We start from the raw sequence: 16,760 nt of genomic DNA on the forward strand, positions 1-16,760 counted from the left end.
CGCAGGCGCGGTGGCTTCCGGTCTACTCAGCCTGCTGCCGAGCTCAGTCGACCAGCACGGTCCCGGCACTGTGCACGGTGAATGTCTCCGCAGCCTCGTAGACCAGCGGTTCGATGTCGGTGATCGGTGGGATGCCTTCCACGGTCAGCGTCACTGCCCACGTGGCTTCCAGGCCGACCTCCTGCTCCCCCGCGCTGGAGTAGATCGCACGCACCGGATAGTGATCCGGCTGGGTTAGCGGATCGGTGCCGTCGTAACTCCGCCCAGGCCCGGAACCCCCGTCCCCGTTGCTCCAACTCCACGCGTACTCCGGGACCGCGTCGACCTGCCCCGGCAACGGGTTCTCGATCTCGAAACCCACCGGGCCCACGTCGTCGGTCGCGGCGAGTACCGGGAGGTTGACCACCGCGTTGTACGCAGGCGCCACCTCGATGCGCGGCTGCGTGACCGCCTCGTAGTGCTCTTCCAAAATCGCGAGGATCTCGGCTTCGACATCCTCCAGCGGAATGGGCTCGCCCGTGCTGAATGTGCGGCACGTGCGCTCCCGGCCGGGCCAAGGCTCCCACGGATCGGCGGCACTCTCGCGCCGGTAAACCTGCGTCAAGTAGCCGATCGCGCCATCAGACTCGCAAGTCGCTTCCACGCACAGCACGTCATACGGCTGATTCGGATCGTTCGAGCCACACAAGACGACGTAGCGCACCATCCACACCACGCCATCGTGCGTTTCCGACCCTTCACGCCCCGGTGGCACCGGAAAAAACGTCCGGTTGTCGCTGTCATATATGTACTTAACGCCACCACCGTCAGTCTCAGGCGGAGGAGGACAATTTCCTCCCCAGATGCCGCAAGCAAACGCATTGTTTGTAGTAATGCTTGCCGTGAACAGTAGCAGGCTTCCGACGACGACTGCTACTATCCTCGCCTTCAAATCACTTCTCCCTTTATGATAATCCAAACACCTGTTTCATTCTTCACCAGCTGATAGACGCTCTGAACCGCCTCGTACTCGTCAAACTCTTGAACTAACGCGCCGTCATTGTCAATTAGTCGCCCAGGTGGTGAATCGATCACTGTGGTAATAACGACCACGCCATCTCCTGCCGAGACCAGAGAGACATCCAGAACTTCTACATCGTCACCTTCGAACCTCAGTTCCTGGTGATGCTTACGTTTAGCAAATTCGTAACCAATAAGGCACTCTTCACAGCTGTCGGCGAACATCTCTCGCCGACGCTGCAGCGCCTCCTCCGAAGTCCAGCTTTCATTTATCGCGTCGATGTACTCTTCGAAGAACTCGGTGATCTCGGCTTCGAGTTCTTCGGTCGGGTCGGGGTCGGGCGTGGGTTCTTGTGTCGGTTCACTCGGCGTCGGATCCGGGGATTCCGTCTGCGCCGGTGTTGTCGGGGGTGTGGTCTCGAGCGGACCAGCGTCGTCGTCGCTGGAGCACCCCACCACTGTGAGGGCGCTCGCGACGAGCACCGGCACGGCGCGGGTGACGGTCCGCCCAGCGATAGGCCTGCCGGCGCACCTGCTCTTCACAGCCCGCGTCCACCATCCGCGAGCGCCCGGCTCAGGCGAAGCCCCACCCCTGCTTCCAAGATCAAGCATGACGGAAGGGTAGACGCTAGTCGCGGAGTGCGCCAGGTCACTATCCACAGGCACCCAGACACGCGACGACAGTGGCACCCATGCCATCGGGAGCGGGTGTCGCCGTCATCGCGCGTCCGTCGGCACCCATCCGCCGCGACGCGTCAGGCCAGGAACTTGTCGGCGAACTCCTCGGCCGGTGGGATTTCGGTGATGACGTCGACGAGCGCGCCCGCGGGATCGGCGACGATGAAATGGCGTTGCCCGAAGTCCTCGCTCCGGAGCTCCAGCACAGCCTCCAGATCGCCGTCGACCACGAGCCGCTTGTGCTCGGCGTCGACGTCGTCGACCTCGAAGTTGAGCAGGAGGCCGGCGACCGGGCGCCGATAGGCGGCCGGAATAGTCGGGTGCGTGGCGTCCAGGATGGCCAGCTCATACGGCCGCTCACCCGGGCGGTTCAGGCTCACGTACCAGTCGGCCTCGAAGACCACCTCGAAACCGAAGTGGTTGACGTAGAAGTCCCGCGTGGCGGCGACCTTGTCGGTGGCGATGACGGGGTAGAAGCTCGACAGTTTCATTGCTCCCTCGATCCTCCGAAGATACATACCGTCGGTATGTTCGTGTGAACAACACCGTAAGATACATACCTTCGGTATGTCAACCGCTAGGATCTCCCTATGGAGTCGAGGCAACGTTCCACTCGCACCAAGGCACAGCAGCGCGAGCAGACCATCCGTACGCTCGTCGGCGAAGCTCGCAGTCTCTTCGCCACTCGCGGATACGCCCACGTGAGCCTGGCTGACATCGTCCAAGCGGCAGGCGTCACGAAGGGCGCGCTCTACCACCACTTCACCGGCAAGGAGGACGTCTTCCGAGCCGTGCTGGAACAGGTGCACCAGGAGGTCGGCGAGCGAATAGCCGCCTCCGCCCCCACGAGCGACGCGTGGACTCAGCTGCTAAGCGGCTGCCGCACCTTCCTGACCGCCAGCACGGAGCCAAACATCCAGCAGATCATGCTGATCGACGCTCCCTCGGTCCTCGGCTGGGGGGTCTGGCGTGAGCTCGACGCCACCACGTCGATGCAACACCTGCAGGAAGCTCTGCAAGTGCTGATCGACGACGGGACGATCCCGGACCAGCCGGTCCTGCCAGTGGTTCACCTGCTCTCCGGCGCGATGAACGAGGCCGCATTGTGGCTGGCCCGCTCGGCGAATCGCGAACACGACCTGGCGCACACCATGACAGCCCTGGAACGGATGCTCGAGTCGCTGCGCCGATGACGACGCACCCGATCCACCCGGCGATTCCTCTGCGCCAGAACGCAATCTGTTTGCGGCCGCCACGCGTACAACACGAGGGGATCACCCCGGTACTACCGACCCTCGGGAGGCACCATGCGTACCCTCGCCACACTCGGCACGGCAGCATTCGCGCTCGCCACGGTCATCGGGGCGGGAATGGCTTCGGCCGATCCCGCGATGCCGCTCAGCGGTTCTCAGGAAACCGGCCCCGGTGACAACAATGGACATGGGTTCTTCACCTACGACCTGGACGGCACCACTTTCTGCTACACGCTTGAGTGGGATCGGGTCGACACCGCGTTCGCCGCACACGTGCACCAGGGTGCCCGCCATGTGTCCGGCGGCATCGTGATCCCGCTGGAGATCGGCGACGGGTCAGGCGCGCGCGTGGAGGCGTGCACCGAGATCGACGACGCGCTGGCCGCCGCCATCACTGCCAATCCGAAGGCGTACTACGTCAACGTTCACAACGAAGACTTCCCCGCCGGCGCGATCCGCGGCCAGCTGAAGTAGCACCTCATTGGCGCTAGCCCGGTGACGGTCACCGGGCTAGTGCTGTGTCTGCGGGCCTCATGTGCCGGCAGCGGTCCGCCAAGGCCGAGCCAGTCGATCACTTGGCATCTCGGCCACGTGTATGAGATTGCGGACCGTAGCTGTCCGTGATGGGTGGCATGGTGATCCAGGGATGTAGAGACACCCACGCACCATGAGATCCACTACGAACGGAGCAAATCCGATGAGCCGACACATTCAGGTCACTTTCGACGCGCATGACCCGCGGGCGCTATCGATCTTCTGGCGCGACGTCCTGGGGTACGTCCATCCTGCGCCGCCCGGAGTGGAACTGGCAGAGGGCGCCGACACCGTGGCCGCGTGGGACGACTTCCTCGAGCGGACCGGCGTACCCGAGGAGCAGCGCAACTCGGCGTCGGCCCTTGAGGACCCGGACGGATCCGGCCCCCGCCTGTTCTTTCAGCAGGTTCCGGAGGACAAGGTCGCCAAGAATCGCGTCCATCTCGACGTCCGTGCGGCTCCCGGGCTTGAGGGAGAGGCGCGGATGGTTGCGCTGGAAGCCGAGTGCGACCGGCTCGTCGCATTGGGCGCCACGAGGGTACGTCGCCACGAGCCCGATCCCCCATTGAGCGGCGGGTTCATCGTGATGACCGACCCCGAGGGCAACGAGTTCTGCCTGGACTGACCCGGACCGCTCGAGCCAGCAGGCTCGTGAGGGTCCGACAGCACTGGCGCATCAAGAAGACCGGCAACTCTGTCAACACCACAGGAGAAATCGGCCCGGCGGATGTATCGGTGAACCCGTCCGGCTGTGATCTCGGGCACGCACCCGGCTATGAGCTCGATCACGGTGGTGAGGAAAGGCCCAGGTGGCCGAGGACTATCACCGGGATTTCAGCCGGTTCTCGGTCTCCTCTCAGGAACCGTGTGAAGGATGAAATCCAGCGAAGGGGACGTTGCCCAGGCAAATGCACCAGAGCAGATAGCCGTCCTCTCAAGGAGGAGAGATCATGTATGCGATTCCAGCGGCAGCAGAGGTACTCGGCGTCACACCCACAGCGCTCGAAGCCGCTCTTCGGCGGGGCGAGACCATTGCCAGCCTGACCGAGGGATGCGGGCTCGACGTCGACCGGATGACCGAGCAGGTACTCGATGCCGAGGTGCCGGACATCGAGGCGCTGGCGAGCATCGCCGGCTTCGACTCCGACGAGATCGACCAGTTCGCCGCCGAGCTCCGGAACTACCTGATCTCGTTCATCCACGAGGGCGAGCAGGCGGCCAATGCCTTGTTCGACGGGCCGGTGCTCGCGGCGGCGTGACCCGCAGCGTGCTTCGTGCGCTGAAGCTGATCGATTTGTCTCCTGGCTTCATCAGCACCTGGGCACGCATTTCCGTCCTCTGATCAATTCCGAGCCTGTGCACGGACGGCGTGATCCGGCTTACCCTGAGCACATGTGCCGCAATATCAAGCCGCTCCACAACCTCGCCCCGCCTGCCACGCCGGACGAGGTCGCCGACGCCGCACTGCAGTATGTGCGCAAGCTCGCCGGGACCCGCAAGCCGTCCAAGGCGAACCAAGAGGCCTTCGACCAGGCCGTCGTCGAGATCACCGAGGCCACCAAGCGCCTGCTCGACTCGCTGGTGACCACCGCTCCTCCCAAAGACCGCGAAGAGATCGCCGCCAAGGCGCGGGAGCGTTACCAAGCGAGGATGGCCCGCGCCAGCTGACACTCAGGCACGACCCGGCGCAGAAGGCCTCCTCGTCGCGGACGGGCAGGCCGATCCGCGACATGGGGTGGAGTTCCATTCGTCAACCGCCTTGTCGGTGCCGGTGCCTACGCTGTGGTCATGCTGACCATGAGCGCGGAACAGCGCCGCAGCCGGTTGGTGCGCCGGCACCGTCTCGCGCCCGGACATTACGCGTCGTCGGTCGCAGAAGCCACCAGCAGCATGGTGGTGCTGCACGCCACCGACCCGGCCACGGTGTACATGTCCGCACTGGCGCGGTGCCCAGAGGCCACGCTCGACCACATGGCCGCGGCGATGTACCAGGACAGGTCGCTGATCAAGCTCATCGGCATGCGGCGCACCATGTTCGTCGCTCCGGCGCCGTTCGCACCCGTCGTTCACAGCGCGGCGGGCTTGGAGATCGCCGCTCGTCAGCGCCGGCGGCTGGTCAAGCTGCTGTCCGACGGCCCCACCGAGCCGGATCTCACTGGTGTCGACATCGAGGCCTGGCTCGCCGACGTGGAGAACGGTGTCGAGAAGGCACTGGTGAGCCGCGGGGAGTCGTTCGCCACCGAGCTCGCGGAGGCCGAGCCGCGGCTGCGCACGGCGCTGCTGCCTACCACGGACAAGAAGTGGGACGTCAAGCAGCACATCACCAGCATGGTTCTCACCTTGATGGGCGCCGACGGGCGAATCGTGCGCGGACGGCCCGGCGGCACCTGGCTCTCGCGGATGCACACCTGGATGGCCGCGCGCGAGGTATGGCCGGACGGGCTGCCGGAGATCCCGGAGGCCGAGTCCCGTGCCACGCTGGCCACCGCATGGCTGCGGGCGTTCGGGCCGGCCACGGTGGCAGACCTGAAGTGGTGGACCGGCTGGACGCTGGGCGCCACCCGCGAGGTTCTCGCCGGCATCGACACCGTGGACGTCGACCTTGCGGGCGTGCCGGGCATCGTCCTCGCTGACGACGCCGAGCTCGACGAGCCGGTGGCGCCGGCCGCGGCTCTCCTTCCCGCGCTGGACCCGACCCCCATGGGCTGGCAGCAGCGGGACTTCTACCTCGGCGCGCACCGCGAGCCGCTCTTCGACCGCAACGGCAACATCGGCCCCACCGTGTGGTGGGACGGGCGAATCGTCGGGGGCTGGGCGATGAAGGGCCCGGAGATCGTCTGGCGGCTGCTCGAAGACGTGGGCTCCGAAGCCGAGTCCGCGATCACCGACGTGGCCGCCGCGATGCAGGAGCGGCTCGGATCCGCATCGGTGATCCCCAGCTTCCGCACTCCACTGGAACGTGAGCTCAGCGCCTGACAGCGCTTGGACCCACCTCGACGCGGAGCTGGCAGGGATCTGAAGCTGCCCACCCGATCGACAGTCCTGGCCCAGTCTTGACCTAGGCTGAAGGGGTCGAATCGTCCACGATGAAGGACCGCTCGCACCATGCTCGGTACTGTCACCTCAGTCAGCAAGAGTGCGACGCACGAGTTCAGTAAGGACACGCATACCAGCATCCGACTGCTGACGGGCCTCGGCGTAGAAGGTGACGCCCATGCCGGAATCACCGTGAAGCACCGCTCTCGCGTAGCCCGTGATCCCAGTCAGCCCAACCTTCGTCAGGTCCACCTGATCCACGCCGAGCTGTTCGACGAGGTGGCCGCCGCCGGGCACACCGTGCGTCCCGGCGACCTCGGCGAGAACATCACCACCACCGGCATCGATCTGCTGGGATTGCCCACCGGCACCCTGCTGCACATCGGCGACGAGGCTGTGGTCGAGGTGACCGGGTTGCGGAACCCCTGCACTCAGATCGACGGCTTCCAGGCCGGCCTGCTCAAGGAAGTGGTCCACCGGGACGGGGACGGCAACGTGGTCCGCAAGGCCGGCATCATGAGCGTCGTCGTCGCCGGCGGTGAGGTGCGCCCCGGTGACCAGGTCCGCGCGGTACTCCCCGCGGAGCCGCACCGCCCACTCGAACGGGTGTGACGAGCCACAGGCTCACTGGCCGTTGAGGTGGGTAGGCGCCCAGCCGGCGTGCGACGAGTCGCGGTGGGACCGAACGGAAACGCACGGCGAGCATCGCCGTTCTGCCATAGCCTGAGCAGGAAACCAAAGGCACGGGCACCTGTACCGAAGAGGGGAGCAGGAATGAGCGACGAGCACACGAGGGATGCGGGGCCGGAACCCTATGTCGTCGATATCGAGCAGGCGACGCTCTCCAACTCCACGTTCCGCACGGCATTGTGGACAGGAGAACACCTGCAGATGACCGTCATGAGCATCCCCGTGGGCGGCGAGGTAGGCCTGGAGATGCACGACGACCGTGACCAGTTCCTCCGGCTGGAGGCCGGCAGAGCGCGCGTGCAGATGGGACCCGCCAAGGACGACCTGTCGTTCGACCGCGAGGTCGAGGCCGATTGGGTCATCCTGGTGCCCGCCAGCTCGTGGCACAACGTCACGAACATCGGCGACGAGCCGCTCAAGCTGTACTCCCTCTATGCGCCACCGGAGCACCCGAAGGACACGCTCCACCAGACCAAGGCCGAGTCCGACGCCGCCGAACACGAGCACTGACCACCTTCGAGGGGCGGCTGGACGGGCGTGGTGCGCTGAGCGCCCGCTGGAATGGGCATTTCCGGTCGAGTCAACCAGGCCTCACCGCACCACGCATCGCATATCGGGCGCTCGAGGCTGCTTCGCCCGTCCGGTCAGCGGATCTTCTCGCCGTAGACGTGGTGGACCGTCATCGTCATCAGCACCCGACGGTCGGACACCATCACTGACCGGTACTCTTCCCAGTCCGGGTGTTCACCAGCAGCGCGACGGTAGTACTCCACCAGCGCTTCGACCTCGGGACCGCGCGGGTCGGTGCCCGGCCCGGTAAGCGTGACCGTGCCTTCCGCAGTGGCCCAAGCCCAGCCCTCGGGACTGGTGACCTCCAGACTCGCCCGTGGATCCCGCCGCAGATTCACCGTCTTGGCTCGCCCCTCGACGATCGAGACGTAAATGACATCGGCCTCCCGATCGTAATAAGGGGTGACTGGAGAGAGCTGAGGACGGCCGTCCGACTTAATGGTGGCGAGGACACCGAGCCGGCTCTCCGCCAGCAACGTGCGTGGATTGAATGGCGTGGTAGTCATGTCTTGGTCCAAGGCACGACCCCCGCGTGGCTATTCCTGGCGACGCGAACGGCCGGCCGGCGTGAGGGTGATCAGATCCGGGCTCATCCGCAGACCGGAGGAATCCACGTGCTTGTCCACCACCGTGAACCGCACCGCATGGCGGCCGCGCCGTAGGCGCAGGGTCCCGAGCGTCTCGGACTTCAGCGACCGGACCGAGACCGTCGACGTGTCGACCGGGCCGCCAACGGGCTCGCCGTCGACGGTGACGGCGACCACGCCGGCGTTGGCCAGGTGGCGGAACCGGGCTCGTACCTCGTAGTCCGCGGTGCGCGGGACGGTAATCTCCACCTCGACGAAGGCGCCGTAGTCGGTGCTGGCGATCTCGAGCCGCCGTCCGCCGCTCGCGACCGGATCGTCCACGGTGGAGACGTCACCACCGAAGCTGTCCAGCACCGGCAGACCCTCGACCTCGTACGCGATCGGGAGCTGATCGCGGGCGGAGCCGGTGTCCGCCCCGGAGGTCAGCCAGGCCAGGTCGAACGTGGCGAGGACGATCTTCGCGGAGAAGCTGGTGGTGATGCCCGGCGCGTGCTCGCGTCCGTAGAGCACACCGATCCGGCCGTCGGACAAACCGATGGTGTCCGAGTACGACGCCGGTCCCTCGGTGAGGACGCGACTGTGCGGCCACGTCATGCCCTCGTCGTACGAGATGGACACGGTCATGTTGCGACGGGTGGGTGAATCGGGCCGGCTGAAGACGAGTCGGCTGGGCTCGTCGCTGCCGACGCCGCCGCTGATCCGCGAGATGCCGGTGTCCACGGCGTTGACCGGACGTGCGGACGCGTCGAGGACGGGATCGGACCAGGTCTCGCCGCGATCGGTGCTGATCGACACGATCCGCGGGTGTATGCCGCCGGAGGCATACCGGCCGAAGCTGGCCAGCGAGCCATCCGGCCGCTCGATCAGCCGGGATTCGTTCAGCGGATACGCGCCGTCGAGTGGCACACTGCCGCCTTCGGCCCAGGTGTCGCCGGCGTCGTCGCTGTAGATGACGGAGACGCCGTAGCGGCGCTCGGGAACCGGGAAGGCGATGGCGCGCCGATGCCAGACCTGGAAGACGAGGCGGCCGTCGGAGAGCTGGAGACCGTGCCCCGGGCCGGGCATATGCAGAGTCCAGCCGTGCGGGTTGCCGTCGAACATTGACGTCAGTTCGGCGGGCTCGGACCAGGTGCGGCCGTCGTCGTCGCTGCTGATCAGGTAGACGTCGGAGCGGTCCGGAGAGCCGCCCGTGTTTCCGGGGTCTTTGAAGCAGTCCGCAAAGAGGAGGAAGATCCGCCCGGTATCGCGATCCACGAGCGGCGTGGGGTTGATCAGCGACTGCACACCGTCAGACTCGCGCACATACTGCATCTCACCCCAGGTACGCCCGCCGTCGGTGCTGCGTTTGACGACGATGTGGTGCGGATCGGCGTCGTGCGCGGTGATGCGGCCCTCAGCGAAGGCCAGGATGGTCCCCGCAGTGGTCTCGGCGAGGCCGAACACGTGGAAGACGGCCAGGCCGTGATCGCCTGCCTCGAAGATGGTGGACTCGTGGAACTCACCCGCAGCCGGCCGGCTCCCGCCGACCGCCGACGACGCCGGAGCGTGCGTCGCGGCCGCGGCAGGGATGCCGAACACACCGGCCGCTCCGGCGGTCACCGCGCCAAGAGCCAGGGCACGCCTACTGATGTGGTGGCTCTGAGAGTGTGCTGTTCCTTCGCTGGGAGTCACGGATTCCTCCTGGTCATCGGGCTATTTGCCACGGGCGTCGGTGCCGGAGCTCGGATGGTGCGGGAGTCCCTGATACGACTTAATACGTATTAAGTCGAGGTATCCAGAACATTACGGGCATCCGCCCGAGACCGTCAAGAGTCGATCACGTGGATGGCACTGGTGTGGCCCGCGGTCAGACCCAGCGCTGAAGCGCGGCGCGCGCGAACGCCACACAGCCGGGCGTGATCTTGATTGGAGTGAACAGGGGATCGTCGTCGGTGACTCCCGTCAGGCGGCGCAGCACCACCACGGTCTCCCGGGTCGCGTGGGAGGCCATCGACGCGGTGACTGGCTCTCCGAGATCCGACGACCAGCCGAGTGCGGTCAACGTGTCCGCGACCAGCAGTTTCGCCACAGCCTCGTCGAGGTTAGGAAGCTCGTCGTCGCTGTTCTTGTACATCCCGGCGACGATGATGAAGATGACCAGGCTCGCCTGAATCTCGTAGGGCTTGCGGGACTTCAGCGGCATGCGCTCGGCCATGTGCCACCACAGCGCCACCGGGTCGTCCAGCAGCGCACGTCCGCGCGACGTCAGCCGGACACTTCCACGGTACTTGCGGATCAAGCCCATCGCCTGCGCCGACTCTCGCAGCATCAGCACCGGTATCGCGTGGTTCTCCCGGTTGTTCTTGCCGTACCACGCGCCTTCCAGATTGAGCTCGGTCATCGCGGCTTCGACATGCGCCGGCGGAAGGTAACCGGCACCCGTCAGCTTGATGCCGTCCTCGCCGACTCGGTGCAGCAGCCACATGTAGGGGTGAACCATCTGGGCGGCGGTCTCGGCGTCGATGTCAACCGGTTCATCGAGCGACGCGTTGCTGACCAGCCGCCGCAGCTGCCGCTTGAGCGACGACGCCCACACCGCGCTGAGCAGCCCGGCGACGGGCCCTGGCAGTCGAGCATCGGACTCGGCGTCACCGGCGTCGAAGTCCGCCAGCTCGTCGTTGATCTGATCGAGATCGAAGGGTGTGGGCCGGTGGGAAGACCAGTCGCCAGAGAATCCGTAGAGGCGGGACAGCTCGGCGGCGGCATCGGCCGACCGGGGGTCTTCGGGGTTGTTCGCGTCCACGAACAGCTCGTATCCGTGCACCCCGCCGCAGTCTTCGGCCGGCCCCGGCCGCTCGCCGGCCACGCAGACAGCCCTGCGTGCGTCGGCGGGGCGCTCCCGTACGGCCTCCAGGGTGACGACGTGATTCCAGTCGTCACCGAAGTCATAGAGGTAGAGAAGCTCGTCGCCGACGTCGACCAGCACCTCGTCGAGCCGGACCTCCTCCTCCGGGATGCCGACCTCGCCCTCCTCCACCTCGAACGGGCACAGGTAGTACTCCGTCTCGGCGCTGCTGTAATCGGGGCCGGAGGCGAACCGGTGCAGATGGCTGTCCGTCCAGCCGAACGCTACTTGGATGACGCCGTGAAGATCGTCGAGCCGCAGGTCAGAGGCGACGTCAAGGCTACGCCAGAGGGGCGGCTCAGTGCCGGCGAGGTGCACCTTGAGCCGGTATGTGACGACGTCGGGACGGCGAGCATGACGCCGCGATGGGGGTGCGGTGCGCCCGGCTGGGAAGGCCGCACCCCCCTCGGCAGCCAGCGCCCGGCGGAGCGCATCCTGCATCTCCTCGCCAGCCAAGCCTGAGACGACATTCTCGAACTGTCTGAGCAGCTCGTCCTGGTCGCCGTCGAAGTTGTCGTGAGATCCGTCCTGGGGCACGTGTCCACGCTATCCGGCATCGCGCCCACGTCAAACGTCCATGGCCGTTCCGCGCTGGCGAATGCCGTGGCGAGCACCGGACGAATGATCAGTCCTCGCGCTCCCGCTCGTGCTGACGCTCTTCTCGTTCTTGCTCCTCCTCGCGTTCCCGCCGGTCCTGGCGCTTCCGCTGAGCGAGGTGTTCCTGCTGGCGCTTGCTGTAGGCGGCCTGCTTGACGGCGTCCTCGGATTCCAGGCTCGATCCGATGGCGCCCGCGACCGTACCCATGGAGCTGGCCAGCCAGGCGATGGTGACATAGTCCGTGAAACTGGCCGGATGACCCAGCGTGGATTCGAGAAAGCCAGGATCGATCACCACGAGGGCGGAAACCAGCATCAGGGTGAAGAGAATCCCGTACATGAAAGCCACGCCGATGACGAGCGTGACGATAGTGGAGACGTTGTAGAGCACCTCCTCCCGTTGCGGCGTCGCCTGAGACGCGCGTGTCCACAGCGAGTTGCGCACGATCAGCCAGGTGACCATGGCGCTGACAGCCAGCACGGAGACGAGCACCAAGCGCAGCGGGCTCAAGGCCGCGCCCATCTCCCAGATCGTGGAATAGAAGACGCCGAATGCCGCGATACCCACGGCCGCGGCGATCGCCGTCGACATGCTGGGCACCAGCCGCCAGGGCCGGTTGGTGCGGATCATGCCGAGCAGTAGACGCGTCTTGCCGCGTAGGCCATTGAGCACCAGCTGGGTGTGCACCCCCTCCTCTTGGCCGTCGATCTCGCGGGCACCGGCCAGGAATTCCGTAGTGAGGTCCCGGGACCCGGCGATCCGCGGATCGTCGCCGTCCCACTCCAGCCCGTGCGCCGACATGCGTCCGATCAGATAACCCACGGTCTTCCGCGCGCGCGTATGGGTGCGCATCCACCCCAAGGCCGGCAGCGACACGAGCGCCGCCGATTTCGAGAGGCTCAAGTCGAACACATGCGGGCGGAAGTCGAGGCGCCGTGGGAGTTCGGTCAGATAGACCATCATGTCCCAGTCCTCGTTTTTCATCCGCCGTTCAGCGTCGTCGACAACAGAGATGCGCCCGTCCTCAGTGAGCGGGAGAGTGGTGACACGAACCTCGACGCGCCAGGTGACCTCGCCTGTCAAGTTCTTGCGGAGATCGTCCGGAAGATGTTCGCCGAGGTAGGCGGCGATCTCGGCCGCTCGACCAGGATCGGCGATGAGGCCGACCACCAGCGTCCGGCTGCCCGATCCGGCTTCGTCGCGCTCCGACATGACCTCGCCTTCCCCGGCGGTGGGAGTACGACGAGACGACGATGCGAGCCGCACGCCGACCACCGCATTCGCCGCCAGCCGCCTCCTTGGCATACCCGGCGCACACGGGACTACACGTAACGCGCCACGCGAGGGCCCCTCCTGCCGGTTGTGTCGACTGCCAGAACCCGGTTCGGCGCGCCTACAGCGGATCATTGCCGCCTTACTACCCCTATAGGGGTAGGAGAACGACAACGATCAAGGGCCGCTCGTGGGTGCGCGCCTCAGCGGAGCCGGACGGCCGCGCGGACGGCGTCGAGTAGCGCCGGGAGGTCCGGCTCCATCTGGTCGTGGACCACCGCGACGTCGAGACCCGCGTTCACCAGCCGGTGCAGGCCGGTCGCGAGGTCGTCCCGATCGCCGGCGACGGTGAACGTGTCGAGAACGTCGTCGTTCACCAGGTCGACGCGCGGGGCGCCCGCGTGCCAGCCGTCCCGGAGAGCAGCCGCCTGCAAAGGGTCCAGCCCTGCCACCCGGGTGATGGAGTGATCGCCGTGGATGCCGAGGAAGGTGGCGGCGAACGGGCGGATCCGGTCCCGCGCCACAGCCCGGTCTGGGTCGTAGCTGACGGCGACGTAGCTGGCGACGCCGCGCGGCAGGGTCGTGCCGATGCGGTCGAGAGCCCAGCTCACGTAGGCAGGAGACGACAGGACCGAGAGCAGCACTCCGTCGGCCACCTCCCCGGCTAATTCCAGCGCCCGAGGCCCCTTCACCCCGAGTACGACGGGCACCGATCCGGGTGGGCGGAACGACATATCGGCCCGGACCCGTCCGTACTCACCGTCATGGTCGACGACGCCTTCGTCCAGTGCGCTGCGCACCATCCGCACCGAATCGCGCAGTCTGGTCAGCGGCCGCACGAAAGGGATGCCGAGCTGGTGCTCCATCCACCGGGCGTTCGATGCCCCGAGGCCGAGAACGACGCGTCCCGGTGCCAGCTCCTGCAGCGCCCCGGCCTCCATGGCGGTGAGCACAGGATGCCGGGTCCACGGGTTCACCACGCCGATGCCGACGGTGACAGTCCGGGTCGCCGCGAGGACCGCGCCGGCCACGGCGAACGCGCCGCGCTCCACATAGTCCTCGGTCAGCCACACTTCGTCCAGGCCGTGCTCCTCCGCGAGCTGGGCGACGTGGACGGCGTCACGTGCCGTCCGCTTTCCCGAGACGGCCAGCGCCAGGCGCATCGCGACCTATCGTCCTTCCGCTCGATGATCCAGCGCGTGTTCCAGTGAGCCGAGTTCCGGGTCGATCACCGGCACGTCCGGCAGCCTGCGGGCCGCTGCGCCCACGTCCTTCAACCCGGTGGACGTCGCCACACACACCACGCGGCTGTCCTGACCCAGCGTGCCATCCTTCACCAGCCGCTCCACCGCGGGCAGGCAGATCGCTGACGACGCCTCCAGGAACATCCCACACGACGACGCGATCCGGCCCTGCGCGGTCAGCACCTCGTCGTCGTCGGGAATGCCGACTCCGATCCCATCTGTAGCCTGTAGCGCCGCCAGACCTTGGTACGTGGCGATCGGGGTGGCGATGGAGAACGACGACGTCGCGGCGGTCCCGACCCGCGCCGGTGCCACGGGATCAGCGGCCAGCGCGGCCTCGTAGGCGCCGAACGGGTCTACCGCTACCAGCCGTGGCTCGCGATCGATGACACCCGCGACCGCGAGGTCGGCGAAGCCGCGCTGGATTCCGGCCAGGCCGTCGGCGTAGGCGGCGGGCACCACGACGGCGTCCGGCGCCGCGCCCAGGTCTGCCGCGATCTCGTAGGCGAGGGTCTTGTAGCCGTCGACGCCGTACGGGTTGGAACCCAGCGGCGGGTCCATGAAGCCGGAGATCGGCACCCAGCCCCACCGGTCGACCGCCTGCCTAAGCAGCGCCCACCGCTCGGGGCCAGTGCGCAGCGCGAAGACCTCGGCTCCGTAGGACTGCATCAGCACCTTCATGGTCTGTGGCACCGATTCGAGCGTGAACACCACGCAGCGCAGCCCGGCCTTCGCCGCGTAAGCGGCGGCCGCGGCGCCGTGGTTGCCCGTGGTGGCCAGCGCGACGGTCTCGGCGCCCTGCGCACGCGCCACCGTGATGGCGACGGCCGCCAGCCGGTCCTTGTAGGACCAGGTGGGGTTGCGCGTCTGGTCCTTGAACCACAACTGCCCCACCCCTACCTGGCCAGTCAGCCGTCCAGCATCGATGAGGGGTGTGCCGCCCTCGTGGAGGCTGACCGGGACGGCGTCGTCGGGAACGGGCAGGCGTCGTCGGTACCGGAAGATGCCGGGCTGTTTGGTGTCCGGAGCGAGTGACTCGGGAGTCGGCGCCGTGTAGACAGGCAGGATGTTCGCGTGGACGCCCTGCGCCGCGCATTCGCTGCAGCCGGTCCACGGCGTCGTCGTCTCGGCCTGGGCGCCACAGCGCACGCACGCGAACGTGCCGGTGAAGTCGCTCATGCCGGCACCACCCGCAGCGAGCGGTCGGAGTGGGTGAGCAGCTCGTACCCGCTGTCGGTGATCACCACTGTGTCCTCCACCATCATGCCGCCCCAGCCGAGCTGGTAGTACGGGGTCTCGAAGCAGAACGTCATGCCCGATTCCAGCGGTGTGTCGAAAGACGGGCTGATGATCGGCGGCTCGTACACGTCGCTGCCGATGCCGTGTCCGCAGTGCTGGCGGCGGTACGGGGCGAGACCGGCTACCTCGACCGTCCTGACGGCGACGTCGAACATCTCCCGGGCGCTGACCCCCGGACGCACCCAGTCCAGCTGGGCTTGCTCGCCGGCCAGGATGGCGTCGTAGCGGCGGGTCTGCTCCGCCGACGGCTCGCCGATGACGGCGGTGCGGCCGACATCGGACCAGTACCCGTCCACGACGCAGCCGACGTCGAAGCGCAGGAGGTCTCCATGGCGCAGCTGGCGGGCCGACGGGGCGGCGTCGGCCAGTGCGCTGCGTTCACCGCTGGTGACGACGACGAACCTGGGCGAGCCACCCCCGGCCACCATCGCGTGCGAAACCTCTGTGGCCAGTTCCTGTTCCGTCACGCCGGGCTTGGCCTGCGCAAGTGCACGCTCGATGCCGTCCTCGGCCAGAGCCGCCGCCTTGGCCAGGAGCTCGATCTCGCCCGAAGTCTTGACCGCACGGACGGTCGTGGCCCAGCTGGAGGCGTCGACGGTTTCGATGCCGTCCGGGAGTGCGGCCTGGACCGCGGGCCACAGGCCGTGCAGTCCGTCGACGTCGACGCCTATCCGCTGGCCGGGTCGCAATCGCCGCTGCACGGCGGTGCGGATGGCCTGGACCACGTCGTCGTGCTGATCCACCAGCTTGGTCGGCGCCGCGGCCGGATCGACGGACTCGAAGTAGAACCGACCGAAGCACACCAGGTCATCGCCGTGTAAGCCGGCGTCGATGGCCGGTCCGGAATCGGCGACCGGACAGACGAGCGTCGTTCCCGAGTCCGTGACCAAGGCCGCCATCTGGTGCTGCCGGAACAGCTGGCCGGACACGCTGCGGTAGCCGGTGGCCTGGTCGACGTTGGCGGGCGACGCCGCCAGGAACGCGTCGAACGGCGCGTCGCCGAGGGCAGTGGTGAGACGTGTCTTGCGGGCCTCGGTCAGGGCGGTCACGGATTCTCCGATCGATCTGTGGTGGTGCGGTGCGTCGGGCCGACTTCTGATGCTCGGCCGGCGCTGT

General features: G+C 67.0%; 18 protein-coding genes. 8 read left to right on the top strand and 10 right to left on the bottom strand.

The features are described 5' to 3' along the window. Positions 1-43 precede the first annotated feature (43 nt). The 3 genes from G1H11_RS05340 to G1H11_RS05350 all read right to left on the bottom strand — a co-directional run bounded on the left by G1H11_RS05340 (position 44) and on the right by G1H11_RS05350 (position 2,168). On the bottom strand, positions 44-706 hold the full coding sequence (locus G1H11_RS05340) for a hypothetical protein (RefSeq protein ID WP_163816724.1): 663 nt from the start codon (positions 704-706) through the stop codon (positions 44-46). 221 nt (positions 707-927) lie between these two features. After that, the gene (locus tag G1H11_RS05345) at positions 928-1,611 is read right to left on the bottom strand and encodes a hypothetical protein (RefSeq protein ID WP_163816726.1); all 684 of its coding nucleotides are present in this window, start codon (positions 1,609-1,611) and stop codon (positions 928-930) included. Between the two features lie 143 nt (positions 1,612-1,754). Continuing rightward, positions 1,755-2,168, bottom strand: a complete 414-nt coding sequence (locus tag G1H11_RS05350) for a VOC family protein (protein WP_163816728.1) — start codon at positions 2,166-2,168, stop codon at positions 1,755-1,757. Between the two features lie 99 nt (positions 2,169-2,267). Between G1H11_RS05350 and G1H11_RS05355 the strand changes: the two genes are divergently transcribed. From G1H11_RS05355 to G1H11_RS05390, 8 genes are all read left to right on the top strand, one after another. After that, positions 2,268-2,870: a TetR/AcrR family transcriptional regulator gene (locus tag G1H11_RS05355; RefSeq protein WP_163816730.1), complete on the top strand. Its 603-nt coding sequence runs from the start codon at positions 2,268-2,270 to the stop codon at positions 2,868-2,870. 114 nt (positions 2,871-2,984) lie between these two features. After that, on the top strand, positions 2,985-3,404 hold the full coding sequence (locus G1H11_RS05360; protein ID WP_163816732.1) for a CHRD domain-containing protein: 420 nt from the start codon (positions 2,985-2,987) through the stop codon (positions 3,402-3,404). A gap of 223 nt (positions 3,405-3,627) precedes the next feature. Next, positions 3,628-4,089, top strand: a complete 462-nt coding sequence (locus G1H11_RS05365; RefSeq protein WP_163816734.1) for a VOC family protein — start codon at positions 3,628-3,630, stop codon at positions 4,087-4,089. Positions 4,090-4,414: 325 nt separating this feature from the next. Continuing rightward, positions 4,415-4,723: a DEAD/DEAH box helicase family protein gene (locus G1H11_RS05370; RefSeq protein WP_163816736.1), complete on the top strand. Its 309-nt coding sequence runs from the start codon at positions 4,415-4,417 to the stop codon at positions 4,721-4,723. A gap of 133 nt (positions 4,724-4,856) precedes the next feature. Continuing rightward, the gene (locus G1H11_RS05375) at positions 4,857-5,132 is read left to right on the top strand and encodes a DUF2277 domain-containing protein (protein WP_163816738.1); all 276 of its coding nucleotides are present in this window, start codon (positions 4,857-4,859) and stop codon (positions 5,130-5,132) included. Positions 5,133-5,252: 120 nt separating this feature from the next. Continuing rightward, positions 5,253-6,440, top strand: coding sequence for a winged helix DNA-binding domain-containing protein (locus tag G1H11_RS05380; RefSeq protein WP_163816740.1), 1,188 nt, complete (start codon positions 5,253-5,255; stop codon positions 6,438-6,440). 129 nt (positions 6,441-6,569) lie between these two features. Beyond that, positions 6,570-7,112, top strand: coding sequence for an MOSC domain-containing protein (locus G1H11_RS05385; RefSeq protein WP_163816742.1), 543 nt, complete (start codon positions 6,570-6,572; stop codon positions 7,110-7,112). Positions 7,113-7,274: 162 nt separating this feature from the next. Further along, positions 7,275-7,700 carry a cupin domain-containing protein gene (locus G1H11_RS05390; RefSeq protein WP_163816744.1) on the top strand — a complete coding sequence of 142 codons (426 nt, stop codon included), beginning with the start codon at positions 7,275-7,277 and terminating at the stop codon, positions 7,698-7,700. Positions 7,701-7,834: 134 nt separating this feature from the next. On the opposite strand, the gene G1H11_RS05395 is transcribed toward G1H11_RS05390, so the two are convergent. The 7 genes from G1H11_RS05395 to G1H11_RS05425 all read right to left on the bottom strand — a co-directional run bounded on the left by G1H11_RS05395 (position 7,835) and on the right by G1H11_RS05425 (position 16,693). Continuing rightward, positions 7,835-8,266 (bottom strand): PPOX class F420-dependent oxidoreductase, encoded by a 432-nt coding sequence (locus G1H11_RS05395; protein WP_163816745.1) that lies wholly within the window; start codon positions 8,264-8,266, stop codon positions 7,835-7,837. Between the two features lie 30 nt (positions 8,267-8,296). Continuing rightward, entirely contained in the window at positions 8,297-10,018 is a 1,722-nt protein-coding gene (locus G1H11_RS05400; protein ID WP_163816747.1) for an exo-alpha-sialidase, read from the bottom strand. 175 nt (positions 10,019-10,193) lie between these two features. Next, the gene (locus G1H11_RS05405; RefSeq protein ID WP_163816750.1) at positions 10,194-11,768 is read right to left on the bottom strand and encodes an IS1096 element passenger TnpR family protein; all 1,575 of its coding nucleotides are present in this window, start codon (positions 11,766-11,768) and stop codon (positions 10,194-10,196) included. Between the two features lie 88 nt (positions 11,769-11,856). Further along, a complete protein-coding gene (locus tag G1H11_RS05410) occupies positions 11,857-13,041 on the bottom strand; it encodes a DUF2267 domain-containing protein (protein ID WP_163816752.1) in 1,185 nt (394 codons plus the stop codon). 263 nt (positions 13,042-13,304) lie between these two features. Further along, positions 13,305-14,264 (bottom strand): LLM class flavin-dependent oxidoreductase, encoded by a 960-nt coding sequence (locus G1H11_RS05415; protein ID WP_163816754.1) that lies wholly within the window; start codon positions 14,262-14,264, stop codon positions 13,305-13,307. Positions 14,265-14,270: 6 nt separating this feature from the next. After that, entirely contained in the window at positions 14,271-15,524 is a 1,254-nt protein-coding gene (locus G1H11_RS05420; RefSeq protein ID WP_163816756.1) for a threonine synthase, read from the bottom strand. Further along, the gene (locus G1H11_RS05425) at positions 15,521-16,693 is read right to left on the bottom strand and encodes a M24 family metallopeptidase (RefSeq protein ID WP_163816758.1); all 1,173 of its coding nucleotides are present in this window, start codon (positions 16,691-16,693) and stop codon (positions 15,521-15,523) included. Before G1H11_RS05425 ends, G1H11_RS05420 begins: the two co-directional genes overlap by 4 nt. Positions 16,694-16,760 lie beyond the last annotated feature (67 nt).

The sequence above is a fragment of the Phytoactinopolyspora alkaliphila genome (assembly GCF_010550695.1).
Taxonomy (GTDB): Bacteria; Actinomycetota; Actinomycetes; order Jiangellales; family Jiangellaceae; genus Phytoactinopolyspora; species Phytoactinopolyspora alkaliphila.